This window comes from Kitasatospora acidiphila, from assembly GCF_006636205.1.
Lineage (GTDB): Bacteria > Actinomycetota > Actinomycetes > Streptomycetales > Streptomycetaceae > Kitasatospora > Kitasatospora acidiphila.
This window is the reverse complement of the sequence record NZ_VIGB01000003.1, coordinates 7,424,799-7,439,628: the sequence shown is the minus strand read 5'-3', so window position 1 is coordinate 7,439,628 and position 14,830 is coordinate 7,424,799. Positions and strand designations below refer to the sequence as shown.

Here is a 14,830-nt window from a genome sequence, read left to right as displayed (position 1 = left end):
CGGGTACTCCCCAGGGAGTACCCGCGACCAGTGGTCAGCGCGCCGCCCACGCCGACAGCCGCCGCGCGGCCCGGTACTGGCGCAGGATCTGGGCGAAGGTGGTGTGGCCCTGGGTGGTCTGGGCGAACGCCCGCCAGGCCGGCCCGATCAGGCAGATCGCCAGGTGGAACAGGTGCGGCCGGCGCTCGAACGCGGCCAGCATCACCTTGCCGGCCCGCATCTCCACGCCCAGCCCGGCCTTCACCGCGAACGCGTAGTTGAGGGCCTGCCGGCGCACCTCCTGCGGCGTCCCCGCCTCGGCCACCTGCACCGCCCACTCCCCGGCCAGCCGCCCGGAGCGCAGCGCGTACGAGATGCCCTCCCTGGTCCACGGCTCCAGCAGCCCGGCCGCGTCCCCGGCGACCAGCACCCGGCCCCGGGAGAGCGGCGAGTCCTCGGCCCGGCAGCGGGTCAGGTGCCCGGACTCCACGGCGGGCCGGAACTCGGCCAGGCCCAGTCGGCGGATGTAGTCGGCCAGGTAGCGCTTGGTCTGCTCGCCGTCGCCGCGCGCCGAGATGACGCCGACGGTCAGCGTGCCGGAGTCGGTCTTGGGGAAGACCCAGCCGTACGAGCCGGGCAGCGGCCCCCAGTCCAGGTGGATCCGCCCCTCCCAGGTGCGGGCCACCCGCTCGGGCACCGGGATCTCGGCCTCCAGGCCCAGGTCGATCTGGTCGAAGGTCACCCCGACGTGCCGTCCGATCCGGCTGGCGCTGCCGTCCGCGCCGACCACCGCGCGGGTCCGCACCGAGCGGCCGTCGGCGAGCGTCACCGCGACGGTGCGCCGGTCCGGGCCGCCCTGCTCGACGCCGGTCACGGTCACCCCGGTGACCAGCACCGCACCCGCCTGCTGGGCCGCCTCGGCCAGCCGCTGGTCGAACTCGGTGCGGTTGACCAGGCCGAAGAGCATCCGCCGGGAGCGCCGGGTGCGGTGGTAGCGGCCGTTCAGCGCGAAGGTGACCGCGTTCACCCGGTCCTGGAACGGGATCTTGAAGTCGTCGGGCAGGCAGTCCCGGGACGGCCCGATGATCCCGCCGCCGCAGGTCTTGTAGCGCGGGTGCTCGGCCTTGTCGAGGAGCAGCACCCGGCGGCCCTGCCCGGCGGCCGCGTGGGCCGCCGAGGAGCCGGCCGGACCCGAACCGACCACCACCACGTCCCAGACGCCGTCCAGCGGATCGCGTTCGGCCCCGCCGTCCAGCGCGTCGGGTTCGGCCCCGCCGTCCAGCGCGTCGGGTTCAGTCCCGCCGTCCAGTGGATCGGGTTCGGTGTCGCCGGCCGCGCTTCGGTCGTCGCCGGTCTGATCGGCGGGCGTGGTGTGCTCTGGCTCGGGCGCGTAACCGGAATCTCTCACGTCGAGTCATCTTATGCGCCGACACGGCAGTCCACCCCACCACGGCCCGCGCACCCGTGCGAGCGCCACCTATGCTCGACGGGCAGTTGGACCCCTCATCTATCCGGAGACCCCGATGACCGAACCCGATCTCGCCGCCGCCGTCCGGGCCCTGATGCCCCGAGCCCGCCAGGAGCTGGCCGAGCTGGTCGCCTTCCCGTCGATCGCCGACCCCCAGCTCGGGCTGGAGCAGGAGTGCCGGGCCGCCGCCGAGTGGGTGGCCGACGCGCTGCGGGCCGAGGGCCTGACGAACGTTCGGCTGCTGGACACCCCGGACGGCACCGCCTCCGTCTACGGTGAGCTGCTCGCCGCCCCCGGCGCTCCGACGGTGCTGCTGTACTCCCACTACGACGTGCAGCCGGAGCTGGACGCCGCCGGCTGGGCCAGCCCGCCGTTCGAGCTGACCGAGCGCGACGGCCGCTGGTACGGGCGCGGCGCGGCCGACTGCAAGGGCAACATCCTGATGCACCTGACGGCGGTTCGGGCGCTGCGCGAGACCGGCGGGGCGCTGCCGGTCAACCTGAAGGTGATCGTCGAGGGCTCCGAGGAGCAGGGCACCGGCGGCATGGAGCAGTACGCGCTGGCCCACCCGGAGCTGCTGACCGCCGATGCGATCATCATCGGCGACGTGGGCAACTTCGCGGCCGGGCAGCCCACCGCCACCGCCTCGCTGCGCGGCGTCTGCGACGTCACCGTGGAGGTCCGCGCGCTGGAGGGCAACCTGCACTCCGGGCAGTTCGGCGGTGCCGCGCCGGACCCGCTGGCCGCGCTGATCCGGATGCTCGACTCGCTCTACGACGAGCACGGCGGCACCGTGGTCAAGGGCCTGCCCTGCGACCAGACCTGGCCCGGCGTCAGCTACCCCGAGGACCGCTTCCGGGCGGACGCCAGGGTGCTGGACGGCGTCGAGCTGATCGGCACCGGCGAGATCGGCGACCGGCTGTGGGCCCGCCCGGCGGTCACCGTGCTCGGCATCGACGTGCCGCCGGTGGTCGGCTCCACCAGCTCGGTGCAGGCCGGCGTGCGGGCCAAGCTCAGCCTGCGGGTGCCGCCGGGCATGGACGTGAAGGCCGCGCAGGACGCGCTGATCGCCCACCTGGAGTCGGTCGCCCCCTGGCAGGTCCAGCTGACGGTCACCGCCGGCTCGATCGGCTCGGCGTTCAGCGCCCACACCTCCGGTCCCGCCTACGAGGCGCTGAAGGGCGCGATGCGCGAGTCCTACGGCACGGAGCTGGCGATGGCCGGCATGGGCGGCTCGATCCCGCTCTGCAGCACGCTGGCCGGCCTCTACCCGGACGCGGAGATCGTGCTGATCGGCGTGGAGGAGCCGACCACCCAGATCCACGCGCTCAACGAGAGCCTGGACCCGGCGGAGCTGGAGCACATGGCCCTGGCCGAGGCGCTCTTCCTGCGCGACTACCCGAAGGCGTTCGGGAAGTAGGCCGATCCCCGGTGGCGCGCGGCTAGCCGAACGCCCGCGGCACGTACCGGCCGCTCCCCACCCGGTCGACCGCGCTCAGCACCAGGGCGCCGGCCACCGCCCCGGCGCCGGCACCGAAGCACAGGTCGGACACCAGGTCGTCGAGGCCCGTCCGGCCGGGGCGGCGCCGCCCGCGCAGCACCCGGTGCCCGGCGCCCAGCGCGGCGGACGCGCCGAGCAGGGCACGGCGGTAACGGCCGCCGGCAGGTGGCGGCAGCTGCTCGGCGGGCGGCAGGGCGCGCAGTTCGCGGGCCAGGTGGCGGCCGAGGCCGGCCAGGGCGAGGGCGGAACCGCCGTACTGGGCGAGGGTGCAGAGCGGCACGCCCGCCACCGGGCGGGTCAGCGCGGGCAGCAGGCGCACACCGGCCCGGCCGGGGTGGGTGAAGGCGTCCCAGCCGACGTGGCTGGCGGCGCCGATCGCCGCCGAGAGCGCGAAGGCCGCAGCCCGGGGCGGCTCGCCGCGGTCGGCGGTGGCGGCCAGCGCGGCGGCCGCCCAGGGCACCGGCAGGGCGCCGAGCAGCGGGCGGCGCAACGCGGTCCGCCAGCCGAGCACCATGGCACCGGCCAGGGCGACGTCCACCGTGGGCACCGCCCACCAGCGGTGGGTCAGGGCGCCGTGCCGGAACAGCCCGGGGTGGCAGGAGGCGGCGAAGAACGGCAGGTCCGGCGCCATCGAGCCGGCGACCAGGCCGGAGGCGATCAGCGGCCCCCGGCCCCGCAGCCCGCGCAGCAGGGGCAGCACGGCGGCCGGATGGCTGAAGGTGAACGGCACGTCCCCATGGTGGCCCACCACGCCGCCGAACGCACCCGCCTCCCACCACGGTCGAGCCCTCGCCTCAGCCCGCTGTCGACCCCGCAGTCCCGCCGAGCACCACCGCCGACCGCCACCGACTTACCCGGCCATCGGCCCTGCGGGTCGCCGGACCGCGGCCGTCGAACGCACCACCGCCGACCGCCCACCGCCTCACCCCGCCGTCGACCCCGCGGGCAGGCCGAGCGCCGCCGGTTGCCCGGCCTCCAGGTACTGCGGGGCGTCGCCGCTGCGCGCGGCGAGTGCCGCCAGCAGCCGGCGGTGCCGGTTCGGCGGCAGCAGGTCCGCCGCCTCCGCCGCGCTGACCAGCCGCCAGGCCCGCAGCTCGTCGGGCGGCAGCCGCAGCGCGGCCCGCCGACCCGGCGTCAGCCGGCCGCCGTCGTAGACGAGCCGGAGGCCGCCGCGCCGGTCGTCGGTGGCCGGCTCCCAGTCCACCGCGAGCAGCCGCAGGGCGGCGGGCTCCAGTTCCAGGCCGAGCTCCTCGGCGACCTCTCGCACACCGGCGTCGGTGGGCGCCTCGCCGAGCTCCACCACACCGCCGGGGAACTCCCAGGCCGGCTTGTAGACCGGGTCGACCAGCAGCACCCGGTCCTGCTCGTCGAAGAGCAGCACCGCGGCGGCCACGGTGTCGCCGCGGGCCGTGGAGCTGCGCACGATCGGGCAGCGGGCGGTGCCGTCCTTGACCAGCGCGGCCAGGGCCTCGGCGACCTGACGAGGCGTCAGGTCGGCGGTGTCCACGACATGGGCGTCGCGGTGCAGCCACTCCTGGGCGGCGCGGTAGTCGGGCAGGTGGTCCAGGCGCCAGCGGCGGGTGCGGGCGCTGGCCTCCGGGTTGCCGGGGTACTCCTCGCAGGCCGTGATCCGGCTGCGCAGGATCGTTTCCTCAGCGTCCAGCACGAAGTGGTGCACGCTGATGCCCCGGGCCGCGAGGGCGCCGAAGATCTCGTCCCGGTAGGCCTCGCGCAGCAGGGTCATCGGCACCACCAGGGTGCCCGGGGCCTCGTCCAGCATGGCCGCGGCCACCTCGGGCACCAGGCGGCGCCAGGACGGCAGGTCCTGGAAGTCGGCGACCTCGGCCAGCCGCCGGGCCGGCAGCCACTGCTTCAGGGCGTAGCCGACCTCCTCGGGGTCGAAGAGCGTGCTGCCCGGCAGCAGCTCCACCAGCTCCCGGCAGGCACTGCTCTTGCCCGCACCGAACGTCCCATTGACCCAGACGATCACGACATCCCCTGACCTCGGCCCAGCCCGGTCCCCCACTGCGGGGCAGCCCGGCACCCGTTCGGGTGGTACCCCCACCGCCCGACTTCTCATACCTGACGATCCGATGCGCGGCCACACCGGAGTGGCACGCGTGCGCCACACGCCGCCTCGCACGCGGGCGCGCACGCCCCGGCGCGCCCCTGCGTCGTCTGACCGAGCACCCTATCTGACGATCAGTCACCCGGACGCCACCACCCACGGGCCCTCCGGACACGATGGCTCGTCAGCCCGACGCGCGCGGTCGACGGGCGCCGCGCGCCGCCCGGTCATACCTTCGTTTGTTGACGAGCGATAGCCCGGCCGACGAAGGGCAGGCGATGGCGCGACGGTTCCCGCTGCTGGGTGCGACCACACTGCTGGCGCTGGCCTGCTGCGTGCTCCCGACCTCCCCGGCGGTGGCCGATGAACCCCGCGCCCAGCCGGTGCCGTCGGCTATCGCTTCACCCTCCCCCGACCCCGGCACCATGTGCGCCACCGCCGAGGAGTTCGTGGACGACGGTGACCAGGATCGGGCGGAGGAGGTCTTCAGCGCGGTTCCACCGGTCGTGACCGGAGTCTGCGCGGCTGCAGGTCTGCGGCAGGTCCACGAGCACCGGCTACTGGCCGACCACTGGGTCGCCGAGGGTCAACGGGCCCTGCGTGCGGGCCATCTGGGCAGCGCGGAGACCGATTTCAATGCCGCGCTCAGCGCCGACGGCGGAAACAAGGATGCCGTCGCCGGGCTGGACCGGCTTGTCGCCCTGCGCGGCCACGCACTGCCCACGGCCTCCTCGAACTGGGACTACTTCTACGACGACTGGGTCCAGCCGATCTGGAAGCTGCTGCTGCCGATCGCGATCGGATTCGCGGTACTGCTGGCGGCGGCGAGCGTGTCCTCGCGCTGGCTGGTCAAGGCCAAGTCGGTTGCCTGGACCGACCGGCGCCGGAGGTCACTGAGCTGGATCGGCGGACTGCTGCTGTTCCACGGGGCGGTCATGCTCCCCGTCTACCCGATGTTCATGCCCTATGTGCCACACGGCTGTCTGCTCCTCGCTGCTCTGGTCCTGGCCTTCGCCATCGTTGTGGCCACCGCCGCGCTCGTCTGGTCCGCCGCCGTTGACATCGCCGGCTGCGCCGGCTGGGCGGTGTGGCACCCCAAGAGCCGCCGGGTCCTGAAGGACTGGCGTCTACTGTTGATCTCCTTGCTGGTCGTCCTCGGGCTCGGCCTGCTATTGGCATGGACCGGCCTGAGCACTGCCTACGAGCGGCTGTTGGTGGCCTACACGGTCCTGCTTCTGTTCGGGGTACTGCTGACCGGTGCGGCCTGGGGACAACGGCTGCGCCTTCAGGTCGAGGTACACAGGCCTGACGGAAGCACTGACGCAGCGTCCACGAACTACCTGCTCACCCGGATGCAGAGCCTGGGCATCGAGCGGCGCACCAGCGTCATCCAGTTCTCGGACACCACGCCGCTGTCCAGTCTGAGCGGCGATCAGCTCAGCGCTCTCCCTACTGGCAAGGTCCTCGGCGCCCTGGCCCAGCTCTACTTCGCGCTCCGGCCAGACCTCACCTGGCGGGCAAGGGCCAACCTGGTGGACGACAACCGGGTGGCGGTCACCATCCTGCGAAACGGCCAGCCGGCCGGGAGCGCCATCTTCAGCCGCCAGGACCTGGGGCTCCCGCTCGCCGGCGGCAGCAGCGAGACCGTGGAGGTCCAGGCTGCCCTGGCACGTTCCAGGGCGCAGCTGCTCACCGGCGCCGCCGCATTCGTCCTTGTGGAACTACGGCAGTGCCACCTGGATCTGCGGCACAGCCTGTACGGTGCGCGGGACTGGCGCAGCGTCGCCCTGCAGGTCATCGCCACCAGCAAGTCGCTGATCGACGCCCCCGACCTGGCGGTTTCCCTGCTCGGCCAGGCCACTGATCTGGATCCGCACTACGTCCTGGCGAGGTTCGAGTTCCTCTGGGCCGTCAACAACCGGATTCCCGCCGCGGAGCAGGACCACCTGGCCTTCGCCGCGGCGCTCGACGAGTACACCGAGTACGTGAAGCAGGACATCGAGGACTTGGACCAGTGGCCCGGGCTGCTGCTGCGGATCCACTACAGCAGCGCCACTCACCGGCTCTACGGCTACCTCGCGAGCGGGCGGACCGCTGAGCATGCACTACGCAGGGCAAAGGCGGTCGCCACAGCGCTGTACGACCAATGCGGGCAGGAATCCGATGTTCGCTACCTCCAGCAACTGCGCGACCGAATGCGGCCGTTCGCCCAGAACCTGCTGCACTGCATCGAGGTCCTGGAGTCGGATCCCCTCACCGAGTTCGACACCTGGCAGCATCCGCACCGCCGCGATCCGCTGTCACCCCGGCTTGCCTTTGATCACGCCTGCCTCGACTGCTTCCTGCTGATGACCACGCGGAGGCAGGACTGGGCCGGCAAGGCCGTCGAGGACCTGCGGTTCGCACTCATCAGCGAGAAGGCCAGGGCCGCCGCCCAGGAGGATCCCTGCCTGGCCCCTCTGCGCACTGATCCGGGCTTCCGGAACCTGGTCGGGCTGCCACCCACGGAGTTCCTCGACCTGGCCGCGCTCAGCACCGTCCGGCAGAGGCTCGCCGACGCCGGAATCACCAGCTCGCAGCGCCTTCGGGCCGAGACCGACACACCGGACGCGCGGGCATGCTGACCACGCAGCTGAAAGTCTCGCTCGCCGAGGTCGAACGGCTTCGTGAGCTGGCCCTGCTCGCCGGACTGCACCCCCACCTCGACCGCCCAGGCGCCCTGCACCTCCTGCACACCGTCGGCGTCGACTCTCCCGCCGACCTGCTCGAACGGGCCCACCGCGATCCCATCGAGCTGGTCCGCTCCCTCCGCCGTGCCGCCGCCGAGGCCGAGCTCTCCGCCGAGCCGGCCGTCCGCACCCCCTGGTCTTGGCTGAGCGCGCTCGGGGTCGACCCGGCCCGGCTACGCGCCGCCCAGGGTGCCGACCGGCCGCCGAACTACATCGCCTGACCCTCCAGCAGCCGCCTCCTCAACACCTACCCCATCCCCCGCGTGCGCCGGCTGCCGGTCCGACGCAGGATTAGCGTCAGAGGAACGGCCCACGAAGGATGGACGTGTGATGGTACGACCGGTGCGGAGCCGACCGGCAGCGAACCAGCCGCCCACGTCCACGGACTCGGACCGCACCAGGTCGTTCCTGCAGAAACTTGCCTATGTGGTCGCGCCCGGCTCGCTCGTCGTCGGCCTGCTCTACTACTTCGGCAGCACCTACACCGCCGCGTACTACGGGTACTTCGGCGTCCCGAGTGGCGACCTCCAGATCTCGCGCCAGAACTACCTGGTCAGCAGCCCGGACGCGATCTTCCTGCCGCTGTGGGTGCTGCTGTGGTGCGGGCTCGCGCTGCTGCTGCTCTACCGCCTGATCGGACGTCGACTGCGGCGGCCCGGCACCCGGCTGACGCCGCGCGGGGTGGTCGCGGTCCTGCTGGCCGCGGCCGCCGTGCTGCTCGCGCTGGGCTTCCTGGTCTATCTGCAGCCCGCGTGGTGGACCCGCGACGTCCTTGACCGGCTGCCCACGAACTGGCAGCGGGACCTGTTGATCCCGCTCGCGGTCAGTGCGGGCGCGATGCTGGGACTACTCGCGCTCCGGGTGTACCGGGACCACCTCACCCAGCAGCAGCCGCACCACGGCGACGACCACCGGGTACTGCTGGTCGGCAGCGGCGTGGTCCTGGTCGGCATGCTGACCCTGAGCCTGTTCTTCGCCACCTCTCGCTACGCGTACGAGGCCGCCCGCTCCAACGCCGCGCAGGACGCGGCCGCGCACTTCCCGGGCAGCACCAAGCTGCTCATCTACTCCCGCACCCACGTCCCCAATGACGCGGTGGGCATCGAGCAGCAGGACCTCGGCAGCTCCGAGCCGTTCCGTTACCGGTACCTGGGCTTCCGGCAACTGGCGAAGTCCGGCTCGCACTACTACCTGGTCTCCTACATGAGCCGCGGTCCCGAGGATCTGGCGGTGGTGCTGCCCGACGACGACAGCATCCGGGTGGAGGTGCTGGGCTGAGCCGCTCAGGAGGTCGAGGTGGTCGCGGCACCGGTGCCGGTCGGACGCTCCGTCGGAATGCCGGTCGGGCTCTTGGTCGGAACGCCGGTCGGGCCGGTCGACGTGCTGGACGGGGACGTCCCCTCCCCGGACAGGTGGACCAGGTACGTCTGGCCGCTCGCACCGCCGACCTGCGAGAACGGGACGGCAACCTCCGCTCTGCGCATCCCTACCACGACGGGTGCGAAGGCGATCGAGAGCGTGCAGGTGTCCGCCGGGCCTAGCGTGCGGCCCTGGCACTGGTCGTTGGTCAGCTGGAAGTCGGCGTCACCGGTGATGCTCGCCGCGCCCAGCTTGACCCCGCTGGTCGCGTCGGAGCCCTTTGATGACCCGCCCATCGTGAGCGAAGCGGCGGTCACATCGCGGACGTGGGTGCTCGGCACCGTCACGGCCTTGCTGCCGCCCCCCGACGAGCTGCCGGGGAAAAGCGTGGCCAGCGGCACAGGTGTGCCGGTCACGGTCGGCGATGACGGCGACGCCGTCGTCTGCGTCGCGCCACCACCGCCTCCGCCGCCACCGCACCCCGCTGCGAGTAACAGCGTCCCGATCGCCGCCACGGCGGGCCCTCGGCCTCCGCTCCAGCCGCGTCCTGTGCCCATGATCGCCTCCGGCTCCGTCCGAGCAGCACCGCATTGTCCGCATGCCACCCTTCCAGGACCGACGCCGCTGCGACCCGCCCTGAGGTCGCGCCACACGCACCATCACCCACTCGGAGGGCACCACCCGCCAGCCGTGTCCCCGACCTCACGGGTAACGCGCCTAGCCCTCCAGCAGCCGCTTCTTGAGCACCTTGCCCATAGCGTTGCGCGGCAGCTCGTCGACCAGCACCACGCGGCGCGGCCGCTTGTGCACCGAGAGCCGCTCGGCGACGAACGCGGTGAGCTGATCGCCCGTCACCGGCCCGGCGGGGATGACGAAGGCGACCACGGCCTGGCCCAGATCCGGGTCGGGTTCCCCGACCACGGCGGCGTCGGCTACCCCCGGGTGGTCCCGCAGCGCGGCCTCCACCTCGCCCGCGCCGATCTTGAACCCGCCGCTCTTGATCAGGTCCACCGAGGCGCGGCCGACGATCCGGTGGAACCCGTCCGGGCCGATGACGGCGACGTCCCCGGTGCGGAACCAGCCGTCGGCGGTGCGCACCTCGGCGTCGGCCGCCGGCCGGTTGAGGTAGCCGTCGAACAGGGTCGGCCCGCTGACCTGCAGCTCGCCGACGCTCTCCCCGTCGGCCGGCACCGGTGCGCCGTCCTCGCCCACCAGGCGGGTGGCCACCCGGGCAGCGGCAGCCCGACGCTGCCGGGCCGGCGTTCGCCGTCCCAGCGGGTGGAGACGGTGATCAGGGTCTCGGTCATGCCGTAGCGCTCGATCGGCCGCAGTCCGGTCAGCTCGGTCAGGCGGGTGAAGACCGGCACCGGCAGCGGCGCGCTGCCGGAGACCAGCAGCCGGGCCCCGGCCAGCGCCCGGGCCGACGCCTCGTCACCGGCGATCCGGGACCAGACCGTCGGCACCCCGAAGTAGAGGCTGCCGGCCGCCTCGGCGTAGGCCTTCGGCGTCGGGCGGCCGGTGTGCACCAGGCGGCTGCCGATCCGCAGCGCGCCCAGCACGCCGAGCACCAGCCCGTGCACATGGAACAGCGGCAGTCCGTGCACCAGCGTGTCGTCCGGCGTCCAGGCCCAGGCCTCGGCCAGGGCGTCCAGGTCGGCCGCGACCGCCGCCCGGGAGAGCAGGGCGCCCTTCGGCGGGCCGGTGGTGCCGGAGGTGTAGAGCACGAAGGCGGGGCGCTCCGGCGCGGGCTCGGGGCCGCCGTAGTCGTGCCGCTCGCCGAGGTCCACCGCAAGCGCCTCGATGCCCGGCTCCTCGGACGGCCCGTCGGCACCGGCCAGCAGTTCGGCGCCGGAGTCGCGCAGGATGTGCGCCCGCTCCATCGGCCCGGCGTCCGGCGGGACGGGCACCACCGGCACCCCCGCCAGCAGTCCGCCGACCACCGCCGCCACGGTCTCCGCGCTCGGCCGGGCGAGCACCGCGAGCGCCCGGGCCCCGCCCACGCGGGCCGCGACCGCGCCGGCCGCGCCGAGCAGTTGCTCGCGGCTGAGCGCCCGGCCGTCGATCCGCAGCGCGTCGGCGGTGTCGCCGTGGCCGTCCTGAAGTGCCGTCAAGAGGTTCACATCGGCACTCTAACGGCCGCAGGGCGCGCCCCCGTGACGGGGAGCGCGCCCTGCGGCACCAGCTTCGCGGGGATCAGCCCTTGCGCGCCTTGACCTCGCCGGTCAGCTGCGGCAGCACGTCGAACAGGTCGCCGACGACGCCGAAGTCGACCAGCTCGAAGATCGGCGCCTCCTCGTCCTTGTTGATCGCGACGATGGTCTTGGAGGTCTGCATGCCGGCCCGGTGCTGGATGGCACCGGAGATGCCCGCCGCGACGTACAGCTGCGGGGAGACCTGCTTGCCGGTCTGGCCGACCTGGTTGCTGTGCGGGTACCAGCCCGCGTCCACCGCGGCGCGCGAGGCACCGACGGCCGCGCCCAGCGCGTCGGCCAGCTCCTCGACGACGCCGAAGCCCTCGGCGGCACCGACGCCACGGCCACCGGAGACCACGATCGCGGCCTCGGTCAGCTCCGGGCGGCCCGAGGAGACCCGCGGGTTGCGCGAGGTGACCTTGGCGGCGTTGCCGGTGAACTCGACGGTGACGTTCTCCACCGCGCCGGCGGCCGGGGCGGCCTCGGGGGCGGCGGCGTTCGGCTTGACGGTGATGACCGGCGCGCCCTTGGTGACCTTGGACTTCACCTGGAACGAGGCGGCGAAGACCGACTGGGTGGCGACCGGGCCGTCCGCGCCGGCCTCCAGGTCGACGGCGTCGGTGATCACACCGGAGCCGAGGCGCAGCGCGACGCGCGCGGCGACCTCCTTGCCCTCACCGGAGGAGGTGACCAGAACGGCGGCGGCCGAGGAGGCCTTGGCGATCTGGGTGAGCGCGTCGACCTTGGGCACGACCAGGTAGTCGGCGAACTCGGCACCGTCGGCCACGTAGACCTTGGCGGCGCCGAACTCGGCGGCCTTGGCGGCGATGTCGGCGGCGGCCGCACCGGCGCCGAGGACGACCGCGGACGGCTCGCCGATCCGGCGGGCCAGGGTGAGCAGCTCCAGCGCGGGCTTGCGGACGGCGCCGTCGGCGTGGTCCACGAGGACCAGGATCTCAGCCATGATGTTTTGTCTCCTGACGGAACGTGGGGTCCGAACGGCGGGTCAGATGAACTTCTGCTCGGCGAGGAACGCGGCGAGCTGCTTGCCGCCCTCGCCCTCGTCCTTGACGATGGTCCCTTGGTGCGGGCCGGCCGCTCGGTGATCGTCTCGACGGCGGTCCAGGCGCCGGCCAAGCCGACCTCGTCCGCATCGATGCCCAGGTCGTCCAGGTCGAGGTCCTCGACCGGCTTCTTCTTGGCGGCCATGATGCCCTTGAAGGACGGGTAGCGGGCCTCGCCCGACTGGTCGGTGACCGAGACGACGGCCGGCAGGTTGGCCTCGACCAGCTCGGTGGCGGCGTCGCCGTCGCGGCGGCCCTTCACCACGCCACCCTCGACCGAGACCTCGGAGAGCAGGGTGACCTGCGGCAGGTTCAGACGCTCGGCCAGCAGCGCCGGCAGCACGCCCATGCCACCGTCGGTCGAGGCCATGCCGCAGACGACCAGGTCGTAGCCGGTCTTCTCCAGAGCCTTGGCCAGGATGGCGGAGGTGGCGATCACGTCCGAGCCGTGGATGTCGTCGTCGTTGACGTGGACACCCTTGTCGGCACCCATGGAGAGGGCCTTCTTCAGCGCGTCCCGGGCGTCGTCGCCGCCGACGGTCAGCACGGTCACCTCGGCGTCACCGGACGCCTCGGCGATCCGCAGCGCCTGCTCGACGCCATACTCGTCGAGCTCCGACAGGAGGCCGTCCACGGCGTCCCGGTCGGTGGTGGTGTCGTCCGCGAAGCGACGGTCACCGGTCGCATCGGGCACGTACTTCACACAGACAACGATCCTCAAGCTCACGGCCTGTCTCCTGTACTGGTCTCGTCCGGCGGCTGCGGCGGTGCAACGGGCGGGAGCGCACATGATGGCACCCGCTTCGGACAGCGCATTCCTGCTGCCCCGACCGGCACTTCCGGCAGCATACTCGGCAGCATCCCGCTCTGGTTACTCGTCAGTATCTAAATACCGGTCGCCCATATCTTGCCGCAATAACGGGGCTCCGTATCCCCTGATCATTGTGACGAAGCTCTCCACTCCACAAGGGGCAACCCACCGGGAATTCCCCGGTCAGAGCGCAGGTCAGAGCGCGTCCGCGAGGGCGGCCAGCACGGCGGCCCGGCGCGGCTGCCCGGCAGCCCGGTGGACGAGGGTGCCGTGCGCGTCCAGCACCAGTGTGGTGGGGGTGCGAAGGATCTCCAGGCGGCGCACCAGCTCCAGGTGCTGCTCCGCGTCGATGTCCACGTGCGCCACGCCCGGCACCAGGGCCGCGACCTGGGCGAGGACCCGGCGGGTGGCCCGCCACGGCTGACAGAAGGCGGTGGAGAACTGCACCAGGGTGGCCCGCTCCCCCAGCACGACACCTGCGCCGAGTTCCGCGGCCGACAGCTCCACTACGCCTGATCCCACTACGACCGATCCCTCTCCCCGCGCCCGCCCGGCGCGTCTTAGCATGCCTGCCCAGGGTGCCTTCGTACGCCCGTCCGGGACGCCTTCGCACGCCTGTCCAGCGCGCCTTTGCACCGTCACGGTACGCCGGTGCCGACGGGTGTGACGACAATCTCCCGTCGGCCCTGTCCTCTCGGGTGACAGGACACCCCTTCGCGAGGGACTATTCATCGCAGAATCACCCGTGGCAGCCGCGGCGTGCCGCGGCCCAGCGCCCCGGCCTGCCGCAGCACCGACCCGGGTGGCCGTCCCACCGGGCCAGGGCCCGTCGGAAGAACGTAGGGCTGACCGTGGCAGAATTCGTGTACCCACCGGTGATCCGGACAGCGCTGGCTGCTTTCAAGGCACTGGACGTGCGGTTCGACATCCAGGGTGCCGAGCATGTCCCCGCCACCGGCGGCGCGGTCCTGGTGAGCAATCACATCAGCTATCTGGACTTCATCTTCGCCGGCATGGGCGCCTTCAAGGTGGCCAAGCGCAAGACCCGCTTCATGGCCAAGGACGACGTCTTCAAGCACCGCATCTCCGGCCCGCTGATGCGCGGCATGAAGCACATCGCGGTGGACCGCACCGACGGGCAGCCCGCCTATGACGCCGCCGTGAGCGCGCTCCGGGCCGGCGAGGTGGTCGGTGTCTTCCCCGAGGCCACCATCAGCCGCTCGTTCATGCTGAAGAAGTTCAAGACCGGCGCCGCCCGGATGGCTGCCGACGCCGGCGCCCCGCTGCTGCCAGTGGTCCTCTGGGGCACCCAGCAGCTCTGGACCAAGGGCCGGCCCAAGACGCTCACCAAGCGGCACGTGCCGGTGACCATCATGATCGGCGAGCCGATCCACCTGACGCCGACCGACAAGCCGGTGATGGTCACCCGGCGGCTGCGGGCCGCGATGAGCGAGATGCTGGACCGCGCCCAGCGCGAGTACCCGGCGCGCCCCAAGGGCTCCGAGGACTCCTGGTGGCTGCCGGCCCACCTGGGCGGCACTGCACCCACTCTGGAGGAGGCGGAGGCCCTGGACGAGGCCGAGGCCACCGCCAAGGCCGCGCGGCGGGCCGCCGCGGTCAGCGGTTGAACGCCTCAGCCTGAGCCCTTCAGCCGCTTCA

At 72.8% G+C, this 14,830-nt stretch carries 11 protein-coding genes and 2 pseudogenes; 5 read left to right on the top strand and 8 right to left on the bottom strand.

The genetic code is table 11. The features are described 5' to 3' along the window. Nucleotides 1-34 precede the first annotated feature (34 nt). Nucleotides 35-1,261: a geranylgeranyl reductase family protein gene (locus tag E6W39_RS35125; protein WP_407658646.1), complete on the bottom strand. Its 1,227-nt coding sequence runs from the start codon at nt 1,259-1,261 to the stop codon at nt 35-37. 241 nt (nt 1,262-1,502) lie between these two features. Between E6W39_RS35125 and E6W39_RS35120 the strand changes: the two genes are divergently transcribed. Beyond that, complete coding sequence (locus tag E6W39_RS35120; RefSeq protein WP_141636899.1) at nt 1,503-2,867, top strand: dipeptidase; 1,365 nt, start codon at nt 1,503-1,505, stop codon at nt 2,865-2,867. A gap of 22 nt (nt 2,868-2,889) precedes the next feature. Here the strand turns inward: E6W39_RS35120 and E6W39_RS35115 are convergent, their stop codons facing one another. Further along, the gene (locus tag E6W39_RS35115) at nt 2,890-3,678 is read right to left on the bottom strand and encodes a DUF4184 family protein (RefSeq protein WP_181799586.1); all 789 of its coding nucleotides are present in this window, start codon (nt 3,676-3,678) and stop codon (nt 2,890-2,892) included. Nucleotides 3,679-3,870: 192 nt separating this feature from the next. After that, nucleotides 3,871-4,938 carry an NUDIX hydrolase gene (locus tag E6W39_RS35110; RefSeq protein ID WP_141636897.1) on the bottom strand — a complete coding sequence of 356 codons (1,068 nt, stop codon included), beginning with the start codon at nt 4,936-4,938 and terminating at the stop codon, nt 3,871-3,873. Between the two features lie 320 nt (nt 4,939-5,258). Between E6W39_RS35110 and E6W39_RS35105 the strand changes: the two genes are divergently transcribed. From E6W39_RS35105 to E6W39_RS35095, 3 genes are all read left to right on the top strand, one after another. Next, nucleotides 5,259-7,640 (top strand): hypothetical protein, encoded by a 2,382-nt coding sequence (locus E6W39_RS35105; protein ID WP_141636896.1) that lies wholly within the window; start codon nt 5,259-5,261, stop codon nt 7,638-7,640. Beyond that, the gene (locus tag E6W39_RS35100) at nt 7,634-7,966 is read left to right on the top strand and encodes a hypothetical protein (RefSeq protein ID WP_141636895.1); all 333 of its coding nucleotides are present in this window, start codon (nt 7,634-7,636) and stop codon (nt 7,964-7,966) included. Before E6W39_RS35105 ends, E6W39_RS35100 begins: the two co-directional genes overlap by 7 nt. 121 nt (nt 7,967-8,087) lie before the next feature. After that, nucleotides 8,088-9,023 carry a hypothetical protein gene (locus tag E6W39_RS35095; RefSeq protein ID WP_141636894.1) on the top strand — a complete coding sequence of 312 codons (936 nt, stop codon included), beginning with the start codon at nt 8,088-8,090 and terminating at the stop codon, nt 9,021-9,023. Nucleotides 9,024-9,028: 5 nt separating this feature from the next. Here the strand turns inward: E6W39_RS35095 and E6W39_RS35090 are convergent, their stop codons facing one another. The 5 genes and pseudogenes from E6W39_RS35090 to E6W39_RS35070 all read right to left on the bottom strand — a co-directional run bounded on the left by E6W39_RS35090 (nt 9,029) and on the right by E6W39_RS35070 (nt 13,738). After that, complete coding sequence (locus tag E6W39_RS35090) at nt 9,029-9,520, bottom strand: hypothetical protein (RefSeq protein ID WP_141636893.1); 492 nt, start codon at nt 9,518-9,520, stop codon at nt 9,029-9,031. A gap of 301 nt (nt 9,521-9,821) precedes the next feature. Next, nucleotides 9,822-11,224 (bottom strand): annotated as a pseudogene (locus E6W39_RS35085) (acyl-CoA synthetase). A gap of 73 nt (nt 11,225-11,297) precedes the next feature. Further along, on the bottom strand, nt 11,298-12,260 hold the full coding sequence (locus E6W39_RS35080; protein ID WP_101379162.1) for an electron transfer flavoprotein subunit alpha/FixB family protein: 963 nt from the start codon (nt 12,258-12,260) through the stop codon (nt 11,298-11,300). Nucleotides 12,261-12,302: 42 nt separating this feature from the next. Further along, nucleotides 12,303-13,087: pseudogene (locus E6W39_RS35075) on the bottom strand (electron transfer flavoprotein subunit beta/FixA family protein). 279 nt (nt 13,088-13,366) lie between these two features. Beyond that, nucleotides 13,367-13,738, bottom strand: coding sequence for a thioredoxin family protein (locus tag E6W39_RS35070; RefSeq protein WP_228718533.1), 372 nt, complete (start codon nt 13,736-13,738; stop codon nt 13,367-13,369). A 284-nt stretch (nt 13,739-14,022) separates the two neighbouring features. On the opposite strand from E6W39_RS35070, the gene E6W39_RS35065 reads away from it, so the two are divergent. Continuing rightward, nucleotides 14,023-14,799 (top strand): lysophospholipid acyltransferase family protein, encoded by a 777-nt coding sequence (locus E6W39_RS35065; protein ID WP_141636891.1) that lies wholly within the window; start codon nt 14,023-14,025, stop codon nt 14,797-14,799. The last annotated feature ends 31 nt before the right edge of the window (nt 14,800-14,830 follow it).